Below are 20,740 nucleotides of genomic sequence, written 5' to 3'. Positions count from 1 at the left end.
TTCGTCATGGTGGAGTTTCCTCTGTTGGTTGGTTTTGATCTCGACAATCAAATTTTCCAACAAAATCTCCACCGCCTCATCCCCGCCTGCAGATTTCAGCCCGTACACCAGATTCGACTATAGCTCTTCTGCCATCCGGGTGTTTCAGATCAAAAAGGTCTTGTATGTATTCCTTAAAAATTTCTGGATGTAGGCCTCCATCAAAACAGCCCATCGCGGAAGGTAAAGGCTGACCTGAGAAATAAGTTTGCGCAACAAGTGCTGGCATCGGTTGCCCACACTGCGGGGTATGACCAGCGTACACAAAGAAATGATGGTCATCGCGGTTCTGCATTTTCTCCCGCGCCCCCTCATAGTCGTAGAACAACTCCTCTTCGGATTTTAGAGATGAGCGATCTACTTTGAACTCAACCAAAAACAGAAGATCGTCCTCACCAAAAATTGCGTCGCCAGCAGCGTGTTCCTCTAAGCCGGCCAATGGGGCTACAAAGGCAAGAGTACGTTTATGTACGGCCTCTAGCACAAAAGCATACTCAACAGTCTTCTCCACAAAAATGTGGACGCTGCAAGTGATTTCCTTTCTAAGCGGTTGCCGATGGCGGCAAATAAAATAATTTCCAAGAACCAATTAAGTGAAATTGAGCTAGACGCTCAAATAATCACACTTTGTAACTGCAACCCGCTTGATCTGAATCGCTACGGCCATCGCCAGTCCACCAGGGTAATTTAGCGTGGGTCTTCACGCGACCACGGAACACAAACACCTGGCCGCTGAACGGATCTTCCTCCAGCGCCGTCTGCACCTTTGCAGCAAGTCATTAAAGCCAGAGCGCATCTCTGTGGCGCCGCCAGCGAGCCACACCCTCGTTCCTGTGGCAAGGCCGATCATCGCAAATACCTGCTCCAGCACTTGCGCTCGCGTTGCTGCGTTGGGCTGGTCTTCAATACGGACGCGAATCTGCCCCCCCCTCAATCACAATGGTGCCTTCGGCGTCCGCACCGGCGTTGTCTGTTGCAGTCGCGGTCTGAGCCAGCTCCACCGGCAACAGACCATCGTCACGCATCAACGCTGGCGCGCCGAGGGGGTCTTGCTGATACAGTCTGCGCCAACTGAATACTTGGTTGACGTTGACGCCGTGTTCGCGGGCGATGCGAGCAACGGAAGCACTGGATTCCAAGACCATTGAGCGATACTACTGGAACGAAAGAAATCACACGACTCTTAGCGTGACCACGCTGCAGCTTGGTCGCCATACTGGGCCATGAGCAGCACCGCGCAGGTGGTAATTGCGTCCACTAAATGCCGCTAGGTTGCACGATTGAACGCGTCTCCTCTCTCCCTTTGCCGTTGTGCGCATGAACTACAAAATCAAGCCTCGGGAGCAAATCAAACATCCCAAATGCCATCCGCTCGTACAGATCCCTACGCTACTCGGCATGCGGCCCTCTTACAATCGTTCGGCACATCCCTGCACAAACTGCAATGGTGTACAGCTCGCTGACACGTCTCGCTCGCATCTGGCCGCTGCTGGTGGCGCCTGAAAGGCGCTGCTTGTAATGGACTGGGGATATCAATCGGATTGGATATCTCATGCCACATCTGGCAAGGAATAAATCTTCTTGAAACTCTGCTGGAACGCCGGCCAACAACTGCCCGTCCCGGTCACGCGCGACGTACCCGGCAACCCACTCTAAACTACCAAGCAAATGCTGTTAGAACATCCTGTCCAAGACGACGAAAATACACGGTGCCAGTAACGCCCGGTCGCCAATGAGCGCACAACGGCTCAACCACTACGAAACGGACAAAGACATCCCCGATTTCAATCAGGCGAATTGCCTCAAAGCCAAAAAAACGTCCCACTCGTGCGGAAACTGCTTTGTAGAAACTCTCTTTGGCAGAAAAGATAATCCCGAATAACACAGCGCGAGGCAACAACATTTCGTGCGCAAGCAAAAGAGAGAACTCATGTGCATCCAGAACTGACTGAGCTAACGCCTCCTGCACTTCAAGGCTGGGTAAATGCTCTATATCAATTCCAATACCGTTGCACTCCGATGAGGGCAGCACCGTAGCCACAGCACAATCGCTATTGTGAGTAATGCTTCCCACGACTCCGGCCGGCCAAGCCGGAGAGCCCCGCGCACCGATTCCTGCCTCCAACTCCGAAAGACCACCTTTCCGAAGTGCTAGACGCGCAGCATACCTGCCAAAGAAGTACTCCGCCTGCCGTTTATGCACACTGCGCAGAACATCTGTCGGCAACGCGACGTTCTGCTCAGCAAACGCGTCCAAACAAAACTGCTGAGTGTCGAATTTAATCAGTTGCAAAGTCGGACTTAAACCGCCTATGTGCCATGTCAACACTTCGTGGCCTCGTAGCCCAGGTACCACTGGCGCGAGGACAGCATTCATAAGCTAATCCTGCTCTTACGGACAGCGTCTTCAAACACGGTAAAGCGCGCGGCTCCAGTTGCCGCGTTGATGACGCCATTCCCATGTCCAGCTGGAACTCCCCTGACGTAAGAACCGCCGTAGCGCCCGCCAGTATCAAACACGCCCCAGATCAAAGAGTACTCGATAAGATTGCCTGCCGTGCCCGGCCCCCAGACCATATCCGGCACGCAATATTCCTGAGCCAGCCAATCGCTCACGCCAAGATGGTCATCAATGATGGCTGTCCAAGTTTCACTGTCAAGAAATTTGCCGATAAAAACATCACGCCCCTGCAGCGAATGCGCCTTCTTGATAACAAAGTCATCCTTTCGCCTCTTCAGCATCTCACTCAGCTCCCACCATGTTCCGCGCCAAGCTAATGCCCGCTCGCAAAGTGGAACAGTGAAGGGGATATATTCCCGAACCCATGCCCTCTCCTCAGCGTCCAGCTGGGAAAGGACTTCCGGTTCGTGTACCAGCGCCATCAGTAATTTATTTCCCCACAGCGTGCTACGGCCGCTATCCGGCATGACAAGTTTATTTGCCAAATGCGCGGACGTCAGCTTCATCTGTATGACGGGCGGAATCACATTATTTTCGGCATGAACCAGAAGAATCGCGTCAACAGCCTCGCTTCCGACACAAACTTTTCCACTGTGCGAGAAGCGAATTTGCGACCAGTCGGATGCAAACAATAGTTTGCCTGGCCTTACTCCCCGACGGCTCCTGTCTTGGGCCACTAAAGCAAACCGACTGGATATTTCAGCCTGCCATACATCGTCCTCGATCCCAAACAATAAAATATTCGCTTCTGCTTGCGCCGCTTGCTGCTGCGAAATCGCGTCAAGCAAGCTAGAAAACATCGACTCCATTGCGTTACGGTGCCGAATTTCACCGGTTGCAGCTAGATCAACCGAAGCCAACAAAGATCGCAATTCTGCTTCGAACACTCCCGTCTGCCAACCGCCAATCGACGAACCGGAGTTCACCTCGATGAGTTTCAACTGTCCGTTGCAAAACAAAATATCGTGCCGCCCCAATATTTGGCTGCGGTCACAGCCATACTCTTGCAGGATCGTATATGCCAAAGCAGGAACATTCAGGTATTGGGAGAATTTTTCGGCATCGCCTGCGAAGAAAATCTGAATCGCTTTCCAGTAGATATCATGCAAGCGTCCAATGAAGCGATCAAAATGCGCGACTCTTTCTCGGCTAATGATAAAGGGCCATGAGGCGACCTGATATAGATCCTCATACCCGTTGCTGCCAGCGTTTCCGAATGTTGCTGGGCGCTCCTCCAACTGTTGCATCAGCTGCGCAAACTGCGCTGAATAAAAACGGTTATTCTTGAATTTATCTATCTGGTTCATAACGTCCTCAATAATACGCTCAGCGCCCACGCAAAATATGCATCCCGGCTTCTTCTACCCCACGCAAACCGCACAATGCCATCGTCAGGTCTAGTTCATCTTGCAACAGCTCCAGTGTGCGTGACACGCCCTGCTCACCCGAGGCGCCCAGGCCATACAAGATAGGGCGGCCAACATAGACACCCTTCGCGCCCAGTGCACATGCGCGCAACACATCCTGTCCGCTGCGTACACCGCTGTCCAAATGTACTTCCACGCTTTGTCCCACTGCTTGAACTACCTCCGGCAGCACCTCGATGCTCGCCGCAGCCCCGTCAAGTTGGCGCCCCCCGTGATTCGAAACCACAACTGCGTCAGCACCGCTGCGTACCGCAAGAACCGCATCTTCCGCGTTCATAATTCCTTTCACAATCAGCTTGCCTCCCCATAGCCGCTTGACCCATTCGACATCGGCCCAGGAGACGGTCTGATCGAATTGTCCGGCAGACCACTTCCAAAAGGACTTCAGATCGTTCACGTCATTCGCGTGTCCAATAATGTTCCCGAAGGTTCTTCGCGGCGTCCGCAGCATGTCCATGCACCAGCGCGGCCGAGAGGCAAGATGCACCAGATTCCTCACAGTAGGGCTTAGCGGGACAGTTAGTCCATTGCGAATGTCCTTGTGGCGGCGCGCTGGCACCGCTAGATCCAAAGTGAGTATCAGGGCGGAACATTCTGCTGCGCGTGCCCGCTCAATCAACCTAGCAACAAACTCCCTGTCGCGCATCATATACAACTGAAACCAGAAAGGATGACGAATATGCGCCGCGACATCTTCAAGGGAGCAGATGCTCATCGTAGAGAGCGAAAACGGCACGCCAAATCGCTTGGCAGCGCGCGCAGCGAGCATCTCCCCATCTGCCCATATCATGCCCGCCAAACCCACTGGCGCCAGAGCCACCGGCATTGTTACCTCCTGGCCAAGCATAGATGAACGCGTTGAACGCTGCTGCACGTCCACGGCGACACGCGCCTGAAATTTTAAGCGTGCTAAGGCTAACTCATTATCCCGATACGTCGACTCTGACCATGATCCCGCATCTACATAATCGTAGAACATGCGAGGAACCCTTCCCCGCGCCATCCGACGCAAGTCTTCCACACAGCTGATATGCGAAAGTGCACTCATGCTTCATCCCCCCTGAATTTTTCGATTGCAATCACTTTGACGGCTCCAGGAGAGTGGCATGTATCCAATCGGCCAGCTCGGCAACATTGCGAGAATGCAATACCGTGACATGATTTCCGGCGGATTCAAGCATCGCGGCACGGGGGGCGTAACGCCGCCATCGCGCAAACGCCGAGATGGCGCCCTCCGGCAAACAGCTGTGACGTGGACTTTCTGCCAGCACTAACTGCAGCGCGCCGGAATACGCAGACGCCGGCTCATATCGCGTATTCAATGCCGCCATGAATGCCCGGAAGACTCCCTTCAAAGTTTGTAACGTAGTCTTGGGCGGCACTAAGCCTGAGGCAATCGTTTTGGACAACAGTAGCGCGATCTGGGCATCGCCAGATAGCCCCGTAAAATCGCCCTCGGCCACTCCTAAAGGCTTACCCACACTTAACTCAAACAACTCAGTTAATCGTAGCAGCCCCTGTACTCTGGTGAAGCGTCTGTCACTCAGGCCGTTATCGGGGGGAGGCGTCGAGTCGATTAGCATTAACGTCGACACCTCTGCGCCTTCAGCGAGAAGCCGCCGTGCCATCTCCAGCGCCACCCAACCGCCGAAGGAATGACCGACGAGGTGATAAGGTCCTTCGGGTTGCTGCTCCCACATTGCCCTGAGATTGGCGTCCGCAGCCGTTTCCACATCGCCGTAGGGTGCCAGAATCCCGCATAGCCCACGCGGTTGAAGTCCAATCACGGGTATTGCGTTCCCTAGCGCCTCAGCCAGCGCACAGAACGATGTAACGCTAGCCCCCGCCCCAGGGATACAGAACACGGGGGATTTCCCCACTGTGCCTTTCTGTATGATGACACGTGGGCTGTAGGCGCGTTCCGGCGGAGGGGTCGGGTCTCCCCCGGCGTTTAGCTGTTCGCTCATTGCACGCCCCAATTCGGCAATGTGAGGCGAATCCATTATGGAGAGGTGATTGCCATTGGCCGGGATGCGACGCAAGCGTGCCCCCATCAATTCGCCCCAACCGAGCGTCTCATCTGTACGTACTACTTCCTTGGCAATGAACAGCGTCAAGGGCGCGGACAGCGGTGCAGGTACATATTGCTGAACCGCTTGCGAGGTTGATTGCCATACCCGTAAATGGCGCAGGAAAGTTGCCGTATCAATGTCCGCCACAAACAGTTCTTTTATCTGGCATTCCCGCAGGAACTGGCTTGCGTTTCCAACTGCGGCCAACGGGCGCAACACTTCAAGCTCGGGCCACTCTCTGAGCAACCACAGCAAAAGAACCACGGTATCATCCACTCCCGGCTCAGCCTTTGGCTGCACCAAGCCAGAGCCACCGTTATTTGGTGTATCAATCAGCCCCAGATACTCCACTGTTTCATCGAGGCTGACAAGTTGGTTCGCGATCTCGTAGGCGATCATGCCACCCGCCGACCATCCTGCTAGTCGATAAGGGCCTTGCGGTTGAACCTTGCGGATTTCCCCGAGATATCGCGCTGCCATATCTTCCACAGAGCTTAATGGCAGCTCCCCTGCTTCCAGGCCCGTGGCCACCAAGCCGTAGACCGGGATCTCCGCATCAAGCACGGCGGCGAGTCTCCTGGCGGCATCAACCTGCCCTCCCGCCGGGTGAACAAAGAACAGCGGTGCCTGGCTTCCAGTCGTTCTGATCGCGGCGACATTCCCTTGATGATCGTCCCCACGCACGCTGATCGCTTTGACGAAGTCAACTAAAACAGGGTGGATAAACAATTCACGCAAAGCCGCATTTATCCGCAGCATCTGGCGCAGGCGCGACATCATCTGCACCGCCAATAACGAGTGGCCGCCCAGTTCGAAGAAATGGTCGTGGCGGCCCACCTGCTCCAGCCCCAGCAGCTCCTGCCAGATCCGCGCTACCGCCGTCTCAATCTCGCCCTGCGGCGCTGCATAGGCCCGCGTCGCCACGGCCGCCTGATCCGGCACCGGCAGCGCCTTGCGATCCAGCTTGCCGTTTGGCGTCAGCGGATAGGCTTCCAGCACCACGAACGCCGACGGCACCATGTACTCCGCCAAGTGCTGCAACAACTGTTCACGCAATGCTGCCGCCGCCAGCACCGCACCGGGCTGCGCCAGCAAATAGGCCACCAGCCGCTTGTCGCCTGCCACGTCCTCGCGCGCGATCACCACGGCCTCGCGCACCCCATCGCATGCCGCCAGGCGCGCCTCGATCTCGCCCAGCTCGATCCGGAAGCCGCGCACCTTGACCTGGAAGTCGTTGCGCCCCAGATACTCGATCACGCCCTCCGGCCGCCAGCGCGCCAGGTCGCCGGTGCGATACAGGCGACCGCCAGCGGCACCGAACGGGTCGGCAATGAAGCGCTGCGCCGTCAGCTCAGGACGGTTCAGGTAGCCGCGCGCCACCCCGGCGCCACCAATGTAGATTTCCCCCGTTACGCCGACCGGCACCGGCTGCATGTGTGCATCGAGAATATAGATTTGTGTATTGCCAATCGGGCGGCCGATCGGAACATCCCGCTCGTCATTAGCCACCGGCGGCGCATCATGAGTGATGCAACCGACCACCGTTTCGGTCGGTCCATATTCATTGACGATACGCGCTTGCGGGCAGATCTCACGCCAGAGCGCCACGGTCGACATCGGCAAAGCTTCCCCGCCCACCACAAACAAGCCTACATCACAGGGCGCACCATGGTCACGCAAGCTTTGACCCAGCATCGCCAGATGCGCAGGGGTAATTTTCACCAGTCCCCAGTGCTGCTGCGTGCGCAACAGCGCTTCCAGTCCCGATACCTCGTCGCCGTCGCGCAGCAGCGTCACCGCGTTGCCACTCACCAGCGGCAGATACAGGCTGGTGATCGTCGCATCAAAGGCGATCGGCGACGACACGATAGACGAGTGTCCCTGCAGCTGACAGTAGTCTGCCAGCGCCCATTGCAGGTAATTGCTCAAGCCCGCGTGTTCGATCATGACACCCTTCGGCTTGCCAGTGGAACCGGAGGTATAGATCACATAGGCCAGTTGCGACGACAATACCGGCACGGCCGGATTATCCGCACTGTAGCCAGACCAAGTTGAGGCATCACCCAGCGCCAGTACCGGCATGGCCAGCCCGGCCGGCGCCTGCCAGCCGTACTGCAGCAGCGCCACCGGCGCGCTGTCTTCCAGCATATAGGCCAGGCGCTCGACTGGATAGGCCGGATCGAGCGGCACATACGCACCGCCGGCCTTCAGGATGCCCAGCAACCCCACCACCATCTCCACGCTGCGTTCGGCGCAGATTGCCACCCGCGCATCCGTCCCCACACCGAGCGCCAGCAGGCGGTGCGCTACCTGGTTGGCACGCGCATTGAGCTCGCCATAGCTTAGCTTCACATCGCCAACGACAAGCGCTACCGCGCCGGGCTGACGTGCGGCATGTTCTTCGAACAGCTGGTGCACCTTCTGTTCAACCGGATACGCCCGCTCTGTCGCGTTGAACTCCAGCAGCAACTGCTGCAACCCCTGCTCGTCGATGACCGGCAAACGGCTTACCCGCTGCGCCGGATCGGCTACCATCGCCGTCAACAGCAGGCGCCATTGCGCCGCCATCCGTTCAATCGTCGATGCGTCAAACAGGACGGTCGCATAGTCAAACACTCCTTCGATCTGATCCGGATGATCAAACAAGGTCAGCGACAAATCAAAGTGCGTACTGCTACCCTTTTGCTCTACCGGCGACAGTGTTAGCTGCGGCAGAACCAGCGGCCCGCCGTCTGGTGTATTTTGCATCGTCAACATCACCTGGAACAGCGGGCTGTAGCTCATGCTGCGCACCGGCTGCAGTGCCTCCACCACCTGCTCAAACGGCAAGTCCTGGTGCGCATACGCCTCCAGCGTATCGGCCTTCACCCGCGCCAGCAGCGCGTTCACGTCAGGATCGTCATCCAGCTTCACCCGCAGCGCGCGCATATTGACGAAGAAACCGATCAGGTTCTCCACTTCCGCACGGCGACGGTTTGCCATCGAGGTTCCCAGAACAATGTCGCTCTGTCCGCTTAAGCGCCCCATCAGCACAACAAATGCTGCCTGCAGGGTCATGAACAGCGTCGCCCCATGCGCGCGGCTCAGCTCGCGCAGCCCCGACGTCAGCACCGCCGGCAGCGTGAAATGCACCCGATCGCCCGCATAGCTTTGCTGTGCCGGACGCGGCCGGTCGGTCGGCAACTCCAGCAGCGCTGGCGCCCCTCCCAGATGCTGCTTCCAGTAGCCGAGCTGGCGTTCCAGCACTTCGCCCTGCAGCCAGCCGCGCTGCCAGGCCGCATAGTCCGCATACTGGATCGCCAAAGGCGCCAGCGGATCAGGTAGGCCCTGAACAAAAGCGCTATAAAGTGTTCGTACTTCGCGCACCAGGATGCCTGTAGACCAACCATCCGAAATGATGTGGTGATAGTTGATAGACAGTATAAATTCATCTTCGGCTATCTTAAGCAAGCTACCTCGGATGAGTGGGCCGCACGCCAAGTCAAACGGTCGTGCTGCCTCCTCATCATTCCAGCGCGCCATCGCGACTTCCTGCTCAGAATCATGCAAACCACTCATGTCGTGCTGTGTCAGCGCAAAGCCGCAATTGGCTGGTGCGATTACCTGCACCGGCTCGCCATCTTGGACTACAAAGCAGGTGCGCAGGCTCTCGTGACGCGCCATGATACGATCCAGTGTTGCCTGCAGTGCTGCAAGATCCAGCCGTCCCTTCAACCGCAACGAGACCGGCATGCGGTAGGCAGCGCCGGCTGCCTTATCAAACTGGTCAAGGAACCACAGACTGCGCTGCGCCCACGACAACGGCAGCGGATCGCCCCTGTCCACTGCCATCAATGCAGTCATCGTCGAGTGCTCAGCACTTGAAAGCACACGACTTAGCGCAATCAAGGTAGGATGCTCAAATACTTCCCGCAATTCCAAATCAACCCTGAAAAGTGCGCGCAAGCGAGAAACAAGCTGCACCGTCATCAGTGAATGGCCGCCCAATTCGAAGAAGTGGTCGTGGCGGCCCACCTGCTCCAGCCCCAGCAGTTCCTGCCAGATCTGCGCTACCGCCGTCTCAATCTCGCCCTGCGGCGCTGCATAGGCCCGCGTCGCCACGGCCGCCTGATCCGGCGCCGGCAGCGCCTTGCGATCCAGCTTGCCGTTTGGCGTCAGCGGATAGGCTTCCAGCACCACGAACGCCGACGGCACCATGTACTCCGCCAAGTGCTGCGACAACTGTTCACGCAATGCCGCCGCCGCCAGCACCGCACCGGGTTGCGCCAGCAGATAGGCCACCAGCCGCTTGTCGCCTGCCACGTCCTCGCGCGCGATCACCACAGCCTCGCGCACCCCATCGCATGCCGCCAGGCGCGCCTCGATCTCGCCCAGCTCGATCCGGAAGCCGCGCACCTTGACCTGGAAGTCGTTGCGCCCCAGATACTCGATCACGCCCTCCGGCCGCCAGCGCGCCAGGTCGCCGGTGCGATACAGGCGACCGCCAGCGGCACCGAACGGGTCGGCAACGAAGCGCTGCGCCGTTAACTCGGGGCGGTTCAGGTAGCCGCGCGCTACCTGAACGCCACCGATGTAGAGCTCCCCCGTCACCCCCAACGGCACCGGCTGCAGATGCGCATCCAAAATATAGATCTGAGTATTGGCCACCGGCTGACCGATGTTTCTGCTCGTTCCAGCGCCATTGATCAGGCCTATCGTAGCGTCCACGGTGCACTCGGTAGGGCCATACATGTTGTAAAACTGGATAGCCGATTTCGTGCTACTCAGCAGATCCCACGTTGCGGCGCTGAGCGCCTCACCACCGATCAGCACACGCTGCAGCTTACCGGCACCATTCATCAAACCGGCCTGCAACAACAGTTCCAACTGGGACGGCGTACAGTCCAAGGCCTGGATATTTTCATGTTGAATAAACTGCAGCATCTCGGCACCGCTGGCACGTGCCTCTGCCGGCACTAATACCACGGTGTGCCCAGATAGCAGCTGCAGCAGCGCTTTCAGCGACATATCAAAGAAATAGGATGCATTCATCGCAACCCGGAGCGGTGCCTGGCAATGCAAATAAATGCCCTGACTGAGTACATCCCAAAAGTTGATTGCTGAACCGTGCTCGACCATCACCCCCTTGGGTAGCCCAGTCGAGCCGGAGGTATAGATCACATATGCCAGATGCTGCGCTGTCAGATCGGCGACAGCAAGGTTCTGCATCTGTTCATCTACACAGCTGGACAAATCGACATCCTGCAGATTGATTACCGGTATAGTGTCGGCAACAAGGGCCGCCGCATTGCTTCCTTCGATCAGCAGGGCGCGCGGTCTGCAATCGGCCATCATATGCGCAAGGCGCTCGGCCGGGCTATCTGGATCCAGCGGCACGTAGGCGCCACCGGCCTTGAGAATACCCAGTATGCCAACTATCATTTCCAGCGAACGTCCCGCACATATCGCCACGCGGTCATCCGGCTGCACGCCAAGCGTGCGCAGCCGGTGTGCAAGTACGTTAGCGCGCGCATTAAGCTCGCTGTAACTCAGTTGACGTCCGCGAGCGACAACTGCAGCGACATTTGGCTGCAGCGCCGCCTGAGCCTCAAACAGCTGATGTAAAAGGCTTTCCGACGGGTAAGCGCGCTGTGTCGCATTCAGATCCTTGGTCAGCAAGCGGTAATCAGCCGGGGTCAGCATGGGCAAGCGACTAACCGATTTTCCTGGATCGGCCACCATTGCAGCCATGAGCGTTTGCCAGTGCTGTGCAATACGCTCTATCGTAGTTCGATCGAACAGGTCAGTCGCGTATTCAAAAGTACCTTCTATGCCGGACGGTAAGTCACGCAACGTCAGCGATAAGTCAAAGTGAGTGGTGCTAGCCTCTTGTTCCAGCACCGACAGGGATAAACCCGGCAACGCCAGCTCACCGCCGCCGGGCGTATTCTGCATGGTGAGCATCACTTGGAACACCGGGCTGTAGCTCATGCTGCGCGTCGGCTGCAGTGCCTCCACCACCTGTTCAAATGGCAGGTCTTGGTGCGCATAGGCTTCCAGCGTTACCCCCTTGACCCGCTCCAGCAAGGCGTCGATACTTGGATCATCGTCGAGCTTAACGCGTAAAGCCCGCATATTGACGAAGAAACCGATCAGTGATTCGATTTCCTCCATGTTTCGGTTCGACATCGACGTGCCCAGAACCACATCGTCCTGGCCACTCAGGCGGCTCATGAGCACAGCAAACGCTGCTTGCAGCGTCATGAATAATGTTGCCCCATGAACGCGGCCAAGCTCCCGAATCCCCGACGATAACTCAGCAGGCAAAGTGAAATGGATACGACTGCCGGCATAACTTTGCTGAGGCGGACGTGGACGGTCGGTCGGCAGCTCCAGCAATGCCGGCGCGCCACCCAGATGTTTTTTCCAAAACGCGATCTGGCGCTCCAGTACCTCACCTTGAAGCCAGCTACGCTGCCAAGCCGCATAATCCGCGTACTGAATCGCCAATGGTGGTAACGGATCGTCTTTACCTTGCGCAAAAGCCGTGTACAACTCGCGTACTTCGCGCACAAAAATGCCGCTGGACCAAGCGTCTGAAATAATATGATGCTGCGTGATCAGCAGCACCCACTCCTGACTAGACAAAGTCAGCAGTTGTCCACGAATCAAGGGGCCTTGTGCCAAGTCGAATGGCCGACTTGCCTCATCCTGGCTCAAGCGCACCACTGCGGCGCTCTGTTGCGCTTCATGCATAGCGCTCAGGTCATGCTCCTCCAGAACAAACCCGGCATCGGCCGGTACGATCTCTTGCACCGGCTCACCGTCGACTAACGCAAAGCGCGTACGCAGGCTTTCATGACGGCTGATGAGACGATCCAGCGTAGCCCGCAAGGCCGCATAATTCAATTGCCCCCGCAGGCGCAATGCGACCGGCATATGATAGGCGGCGCCGGCAGCCTGATCTAGCTGATCCAGAAACCACAAGCTACGCTGGGCCCAGGTCAGCGGTAGCTGTCCCTCGCGCGAAACCGGCTGGATAGCAGCCTTATCCACTGCGCTATCAGGTTGCGCATTGCGCTGCTGCAGGCGCTGCAGTTTGATTGCACGTTTCAAACGCTCCAAGTCTTGATTGGTATTATTCACTTACAGATCCTTTGGCTAAAATCTCCAACAATTGGGCCTCAGACAGCCCATCAAGTGCAGTGTCCAGGTCGTGGCCGGCATCATTCGTGTACAGTGCTAGTTGTCGCGAAATGATGAGATCCGACAGATCCGCCAGCCTTGAATGCTCAAACAAGTCCCTGATAGTGACCTCCACAGAGAATTGCCGTTTCAGGCGACCTACCAGCTGTACCGCCAGCAGAGAATTTCCACCCAGCGTAAAGAAGTCCTCGCGACGGCCAGGTAGCCTGTCATCCTTCAGCATCTCTTGCCACAGTGCTGCGATCGCCTGTTCAGCCTCGCCTAAAGGCGCCTCGTAGTCTGCAGTGGGCTGCACGGAGCGCTGCGGGATCGGCAAAGCCTTGCGATCCAGCTTGCCATTCGGCGTCAGCGGGAAGGAGTCTAGCGTCACGAATGCAGTCGGCAACATATACTCCGGCAGGCTGGCTGAGAGCTGCGCGCGCCACTGTCCGCTCTGATCCACCACAGTCTTGTTCTCTTCGCCGAACAAGCGTCGGTAGAAGGGGCCGTGACGGGTCTCCTTGGTGTGGTGTAAGGAGGCATGCTCAAACTGTTGCAGCACCAAACCATCACGCACCAAGGTTCCTTTGACGAAATAGTCCGGATTGACGCCGTTGTCCGAGATGCGCGACCAGCAGCGCAGCTGCAGCTGATCCCCTGCCTGAACAGCAACACCGGGATCGAACACCGGCAGATAGGTGGGAAACCATGCGTAGGTATGATCCAAAATATCAATCACCTCGTCCTGATCCAGATGTAATACCATCCACAAGAGGAAGCCGTCGAAACGCCCGTCCTTTTCTACCGTAAGCGACAATTCGTGGTTGAATTCCTCCTCCACCACGCCGGCGAAATTCAAGTCTTCATAGACACTTGTACTCGATACGATATGATCACGGGGGAAATTTTTCACACATAGCCGAACGTCAAAAGAATTACCCACTTGTTCGAAGATCTTCTTCACATAGTGCTCGGACACAGGCGTGAACGCAGGCCGTTCAGCAATTTCCGCTGGCAGCGATACCGCGGCAATCATGGTTCGGCTACGTTGCGGCACCATGACTCCCTGCGGCTTCATCAGGCTCCAGGCACCGTTGATGATGGGTGCAGCCCCTTCCGCGCCACCAATGGCCTCTACAATTTCGGACACGCAAATATCTGCTGGCTCCGGCAGAGTCACGCTTTTGGCATCCCCATGTATGACCGTGATTCGGTGTTCAAGGCCAAGCTCTTTCACCAGCTTGCTCGCCGCTAGGTAGGTAGCCTCAAAGATCTCAATTGCATAGACGTGGCGTGCCCCCAGTTCCACGCACATGCGCGATAGCACAGCATCGCGGCCGGTGCCAATATCGACCACCACGCGATCCTGAATGATTTTGCTGAGGGCTTTGCGGTATTTCTGGTTACGCAGCGTATCGTTGGTCAAGCCGTAGTAAATCAATTCATCGTACACAAAATACTCGCCAATCGATGGCCAGAGCTCAATCCCGGTAGCGCTTTTTCCGACAGCGCCGGCGCCGTTATCAGTCAACAAATAAGCCACCAACCGTTTGTCGCCCGGCTCATCCTCGCGCGCGATCACCACAGCCTCGCGCACCCCATCGCATGCCGCCAGGCGCGCCTCGATCTCGCCAAGCTCGACCCGGAAACCACGGATTTTGACCTGGAAGTCGTTGCGGCCCAGATATTCGATCACGCCGTCAGGCAGCCAACGCCCAAGATCACCCGTGCGGTACAGGCGACCACCGGCGGCGCCGAATGGATCGGCAATGAAGCGCTCCGCCGTCAGCTCCGCGCGGTTCAGATAACCGCGCGCCACCCCGGCCCCGCCGATATACATCTCGCCCACCACGCCTATCGGCACAGGTTGCAAATGCCGGTCGAGGATATACACCTGGGTATTGCCGATTGGACGTCCGATCGGCAGCTGGCTCGCCCCCTTCTGGACTTGCTCCACCAGGTAAGTGGAGGCAAAAGTAGTGGTTTCTGTCGGCCCATAACAATGCACCAGCTTTTGCGGCGCGCTGTTGTGCAGCACCCTGGCCACATTGCGGATGTCTGACTGGTCGCCACCGAACATCAGGTATTTCAATCTCGGGAACACCTTGGCCAGCGCATCCACGTATTGGTTGAACAATCCCACCGTCAAATGCAGTACGTTCGCACCTTGTTGCTCCAGCACCTTCTCGAAGGCTGCAACGTCAAGCAGCGTAGGCTGGTCGATAATCAGCAGGCGCGCGCCATTAAGCAGGCTGGCCCAGATTTCCCAGGTTGCGGCGTCAAAACTCGGATTCGCGCAATGCACCACGCGGTCGTCCGTAGCAATCTCGACATAGGGATTGTTGATCACCAGCCGCAGCACGTTTCGGTGCTCGACCATCACGCCCTTGGGCTGGCCGGTCGAGCCGGACGTATAGATCACATAAGCCAGTTGCGCAGCACTCTGGCCCGGCAATACCGGATTGTCCTCGCCAAAGCCCGACCAGATCGCCGCATCGCCCAGCGCCAGTACCGGCATGGCCAGCCCGGCCGGCGCCTGCCAGCCGTGCTGCAGCAGCGCCACCGGCGCGCTGTCTTCCAGCATATAGGCCAGGCGTTCGGCCGGATAGGCCGGATCAAGCGGCACATACGCACCGCCGGCCTTCAGGATGCCCAGCAACCCCACCACCATCTCCACGCTGCGTTCGGCGCAGATCGCCACCCGCGCATCGGCCTGCACGCCCAGTGCCAGCAATCGATGCGCTACCTGGTTAGCGCGCGCGTTCAGTTCACCGTAGCTCAGCACCACATCGCCCGCCACCAGCGCCACCGCATCCGGCTGGCGCGCCGCCTGCTCCTCAAACAGCTGGTGAATCAGGCGCTGCGACGGATAGGCACGCTGCGTCGCATTGAACGCCAACAGCAACTGCTGCCGCTCCTGCTCACCCATCAGCGGCAGGCGGCTCACCTGCTGCATCGGATCGGCCACCATCGCCGCCAGCACATTTTGCAGTTGAGACACCATCCGCACGATGGTGTCCTTATCGAATAGATCAGTCGCGTAAACAACGCTGCCATCGAGAGCGTGGCCAGCATCGGTGATATACATTTCCAGATCAAATTGCGCTGTGTTTTGGGCCTTCGCAATTGGGCTTAACACCATATCCGGCAAATCCAAGGCACCGCCGATGACTTCGGTCTCATATGTGAGCATCACTTGAACCAGGGCATTGTGGCTCATGCTGCGCACCGGCTGCAGTGCCTCCACCACCTGCTCAAACGGCAAGTCCTGGTGCGCATACGCCTCCAGCATATCGGCCTTCACCCGCGCCAGCAGCGCGTTCACGTCAGGATCGTCATCCAGCTTCACCCGCAGCGCCAGCGTGTTGACGAAGAAACCGATCAGACCCTCCACCTCCGCCCGCTGCCGGTTCGCCACCGGCGTGCCCACCACAATATCGTCCTGCCCGCTCAGGCGGCTCAGCAACACCGCCCACGCCGCCTGCAGGGTCATGAACAGCGTCGCCCCATGCGCGCGGCTCAGCTCGCGCAGCCCCGACGTCAGCGCCGCCGGCAGCGTGAAATGCACCCGATCGCCCGCATAGCTTTGCTGTGCCGGACGCGGCCGGTCGGTCGGCAACTCCAGCAGCGCAGGCGCCCCTCCCAGGTGCTGCTTCCAGTAGCCGAGCTGGCGCTCCAGCACTTCGCCCTGCAGCCAGCCGCGCTGCCAGGCCGCATAGTCCGCATACTGGATCGCCAAAGGCGCCAGCGGATCGGCCTCGCCCTGCACATATGCCGTGTATAGCGCACGCACTTCGCGCACCAGGTTGCCGATCGACCAGCCGTCCGAAATGATGTGGTGCTGGGTCACCAGCAGCACCCATTCCTGTTCCGACAGCGTCAGCAGCTGGCCGCGGATCAGCGGCCCCTGCGCCAGATCGAACGGCCGTACCGCCTCGTCCTGGCTCCAGCGCGCCACCGCCGCCTCCTGTTCATGCCCGCGCAGGTCGCTCAGGTCATGCCCGGTCAGCACAAAACCGCAATCGGCCGGCGCGATCACCTGCACCGGTTCGCCATCCTGTGCCACAAAGCAGGTACGCAGGCTCTCGTGGCGCGCCACGATGCGATCCAGCGTCGCCTGCAGCGCCGCCTTGTCCAGCCGCCCACGCAGACGCAGCGCGGCTGGAATGTGGTACGCCGCACCGGCTGCGTGGTCAAGCTGATCCAGGAACCACAGGCGCTGCTGCGCCCACGACAGCGGCAGTGGCGCAGTACGGTCGGCCGGGACAATCACCGTGTCGGCGGCCACTGCTGCCGACGCCAGCGCTTGGCTGAAGGCCGCCAGTACCGGCTGGCTGAACAGCTGACGCAGCGGCACCTCCACCCGCAGCATCTGGCGCAGACGCGACATCATCTGCACCGCCAATAACGAGTGGCCGCCCAGTTCGAAGAAATGGTCGTGGCGGCCCACCTGCTCCAGCCCCAGCAGCTCCTGCCAGATCCGCGCTACCGCCGTCTCAATCTCGCCCTGCGGCGCTGCATAGGCCCGCGTCGCCACGGCCGCCTGATCCGGCGCCGGCAGCGCCTTGCGATCCAGCTTGCCGTTTGGCGTCAGCGGATAGGCTTCCAGCACCACGAACGCCGACGGCACCATGTACTCCGCCAAGTGCTGCGACAACTGTTCACGCAATGCCGCCGCCGCCAGCACCGCACCGGGCTGCGCCAGCAGATAGGCCACCAGCCGCTTGTCGCCTGCCACGTCCTCGCGCGCGATCACCACAGCCTCGCGCACCCCATCGCATGCCGCCAGGCGCGCCTCGATCTCGCCCAGCTCGATCCGGAAGCCGCGCACCTTGACCTGGAAGTCGTTGCGCCCCAGATACTCGATCACGCCCTCCGGCCGCCAGCGCGCCAGGTCGCCAGTGCGATACAGGCGACCGCCAGCGGCACCGAACGGGTCGGCAATGAAGCGCTGCGCCGTCAGCTCAGGACGGTTCAAGTAGCCTCGCGCTACCTGGATGCCGCCGATATACAGCTCACCCGTAACACCTACCGGTACCGGCTGCTGATGCGCATCCAGGATATACAGCTGGGTATTGGCCACCGGTGCGCCAATCGGCACCAGACTGCCTGATGTATCCTGCTGGCAGCGCCAATAGCTGACGTCAATGGCCGCTTCCGTAGGGCCGTAAAGATTGTGCAATCCAGCTTGCGGCAGCAGCGACATGCAGCGCTGTTGCAACGCGACGGACAACGCTTCTCCACTACAGAACACATCGCGCAGCGTGACACATGCAGCGGCAGCCTCATGCTCCAGGAAACTTTGGAGCATCGAGGGTACGAAGTGAATGATCGTAATGCCAGCCTGCTGAATAGCTGACGACAAACGCGCTGGCTCCTTGTGAATACCCGGCGCCGCCATATGCAGTTGGGCGCCGGCACACAGGGGCAGGAAGAATTCCCACACCGAGACGTCAAAGCTGAACGGGGTCTTCTGCAGCACACGGTCTGCCGCTGTCAAACGGTACTCGTCCTGCGCCCACAGCAGTCGATTGACGACGCCGTCATGCTGGTTCATCACCCCTTTGGGCTGACCGGTCGAACCAGAGGTATAGATCACATAAGCCAGTTGCGAAGCACTCTGGCCCGGCAATGCCGGATTATCCTCGCCATAGCCCGACCAGATCGCCGCATCGCCCAGCGCCAGTACCGGCATGGCCAGCCCGGCCGGCGCCTGCCAGCCGTGCTGCAGCAGCGCCACCGGCGCGCTGTCTTCCAGCATATAGGCCAGGCGTTCGGCCGGATAGGCCGGATCAAGCGGCACATACGCACCGCCGGCCTTCAGGATGCCCAGCAACCCCACCACCATCTCCACGCTGCGTTCGGCGCAGATCGCCACCCGCGCATCGGCCTGCACGCCCAGTGCCAGCAATCGATGCGCTACCTGATTGGCGCGCGCGTTCAGTTCACCGTAGCTCAGCACCACATCGCCCGCCACCAGCGCCACCGCGTCAGGCTGGCGCACCACCTGTTCCTCGAACAGCTGATGCAGCATTTTCTCCACCGGATATGCCTGCTGCGTCTGATTGAACGCGAACAACAACTGCTCGCGCTCCTCTTCCCCCATCAGCGGCAGCCGGCACAACGGACGTGATGGATTAGCCACGACCTCATCGATCAAGCGGACAAAGTGCTCCACCATACGCGCAATCGTAGCGGCATCAAACAGATCGGTGTTGTATTCGAACAGGCATTTCAGACGGCCGCCCTGTTCGGTGGCATACATAGTCAAGTCCAGCTTAGCACCAATGCTGTCCACATTCAGCGACTCAAAGCGCAGATCGGCAGCAGTGATTTCTGTTGCTGGCATATTCTGGAGCAGCAACAAGACCTGGAACAGTGGTGGATAGCTAGTCTCGCGCTGAGGCTTGAGCGCGTCGACAAGCTGATCAATGGGCAGATCTTGATGTTCATACGCCGCGAGCGCGGTGTGGCGCGCTTGCTCAATCAGTTGAACAAAGGTGCTGTCCCAGTCGATGCGTGCACGCAGCGGCAAGACATTGACAAAGAAACCCATCACGCCTTCCAATTCGACCCGGCTGCGATTAGCCACGGGCGTACCGATGCATAAATCGGTCTGCCCCGCATGGCGGGCCAGCAGCACGTTGAGTGCCGCGTACAGCACCATGAACAACGTGGCTTGGTTACCGCGCGCTAATGCCTGTAACCCAGCGGTAGCGGTTTCATTGATGGTGAAGGCGCGAGCCGCGCCATTGCTGGTCTGGATCGCAGGGCGCGGACGGTCAGTCGGCAAGGTCAGCAACGGCGGCAAACCGGCCAACTGCTGCTTCCAATATTGAATGTGCCCTTCCATCACCGGCCCCTGCAGACTGTGGCGTTGCCATACGGCGTAGTCCGCGTATTGTAATGGCGGCAGTGGCAGAGGATCAGGCAGGCCCTGCGCCATCGCCGTATATATCGCGCCAATCTCACGCGCGAGAATGCCAGTAGACCAGCCGTCTGAAATGATATGGTGCTGATTGATCAGCAGTACCCACTCCTGATCGGAAAGCATCAGCAATTCGCCCCGGATCAGCGGGCCGCGGGCCAGATCAAATGGCCGGCGGGCCGATTCGCGACTGCAGTGCTTGATGGCCGACGCCTGTTCAGCAGCTGGTACTTGGCTCAGATCGTTCACCTCCAGCGCGAAGCCATAGTCAGCCGCGCCAATTACCTGCACCGGCTCGCCCTTATGCAGCGCAAAGCAGGTGCGCAAGCTCTCATGTCGCATCACGACCCTATCCAGCGCTGCCTGCAAGGCCGGCAGGTTCAGCCGTCCACGCAAGCGGAATGCCGCAGGCATGTGGTAAGCCAATGCTCCTGCCGGGTCGAATTGGTCGAGGAACCAGAGTCGCTGCTGTGCCCATGACAAGGGCAATGCCTCCGTGCGCTCAGCACGGCCGATCGGGGCGGCGCTTCCAGTGTAAGCGCTATCTGCGGTTTCGCTCATAAGCAGGGAAAGCAGTTCTTCCTGCAGTGCTGCGTGCTGATCTTGCTGGTCGCTCAATCCATTTACGTTGTGCATACAAATCCTATCC

The 20,740-nt window shown here is 58.7% G+C and carries 8 protein-coding genes; all 8 read right to left on the bottom strand.

Annotation, left to right across the window (positions count from 1 at the left end):
- Positions 1 to 76: 76 nt before the first annotated feature.
- Positions 77 to 550: a hypothetical protein gene (locus tag GTP44_RS23515; RefSeq protein WP_161021319.1), complete on the bottom strand. Its 474-nt coding sequence runs from the start codon at positions 548 to 550 to the stop codon at positions 77 to 79.
- Between the two features lie 109 nt (positions 551 to 659).
- The gene (gene tnpB, locus GTP44_RS28285) at positions 660 to 803 is read right to left on the bottom strand and encodes an IS66 family insertion sequence element accessory protein TnpB (RefSeq protein ID WP_202424201.1); all 144 of its coding nucleotides are present in this window, start codon (positions 801 to 803) and stop codon (positions 660 to 662) included.
- A gap of 138 nt (positions 804 to 941) precedes the next feature.
- Positions 942 to 1,184 carry a transposase gene (locus GTP44_RS23505; RefSeq protein ID WP_161021318.1) on the bottom strand — a complete coding sequence of 81 codons (243 nt, stop codon included), beginning with the start codon at positions 1,182 to 1,184 and terminating at the stop codon, positions 942 to 944.
- Positions 1,185 to 1,696: 512 nt separating this feature from the next.
- A complete protein-coding gene (locus GTP44_RS23500; protein WP_161021317.1) occupies positions 1,697 to 2,416 on the bottom strand; it encodes a 4'-phosphopantetheinyl transferase family protein in 720 nt (239 codons plus the stop codon).
- Complete coding sequence (locus GTP44_RS23495) at positions 2,413 to 3,807, bottom strand: hypothetical protein (protein WP_161021316.1); 1,395 nt, start codon at positions 3,805 to 3,807, stop codon at positions 2,413 to 2,415. The genes GTP44_RS23500 and GTP44_RS23495 overlap by 4 nt, the downstream gene beginning before the upstream one ends.
- A 19-nt stretch (positions 3,808 to 3,826) precedes the next feature.
- Positions 3,827 to 4,975 (bottom strand): alpha-hydroxy acid oxidase, encoded by a 1,149-nt coding sequence (locus tag GTP44_RS23490; protein WP_161021315.1) that lies wholly within the window; start codon positions 4,973 to 4,975, stop codon positions 3,827 to 3,829.
- A gap of 31 nt (positions 4,976 to 5,006) precedes the next feature.
- Positions 5,007 to 13,124: a non-ribosomal peptide synthetase gene (locus GTP44_RS23485; protein ID WP_161021314.1), complete on the bottom strand. Its 8,118-nt coding sequence runs from the start codon at positions 13,122 to 13,124 to the stop codon at positions 5,007 to 5,009.
- Positions 13,117 to 20,727, bottom strand: a complete 7,611-nt coding sequence (locus tag GTP44_RS23480) for a non-ribosomal peptide synthetase (protein ID WP_161021313.1) — start codon at positions 20,725 to 20,727, stop codon at positions 13,117 to 13,119. Before GTP44_RS23480 ends, GTP44_RS23485 begins: the two co-directional genes overlap by 8 nt.
- Positions 20,728 to 20,740 lie beyond the last annotated feature (13 nt).

Origin of the sequence: Duganella lactea (assembly GCF_009857505.1) — a bacterium.
Lineage (GTDB): Bacteria > Pseudomonadota > Gammaproteobacteria > Burkholderiales > Burkholderiaceae_D > Rugamonas > Rugamonas lactea.
The sequence above is the reverse complement of the archived record's forward strand: the minus strand, read 5'-3'. Positions and strand labels throughout refer to the sequence as shown.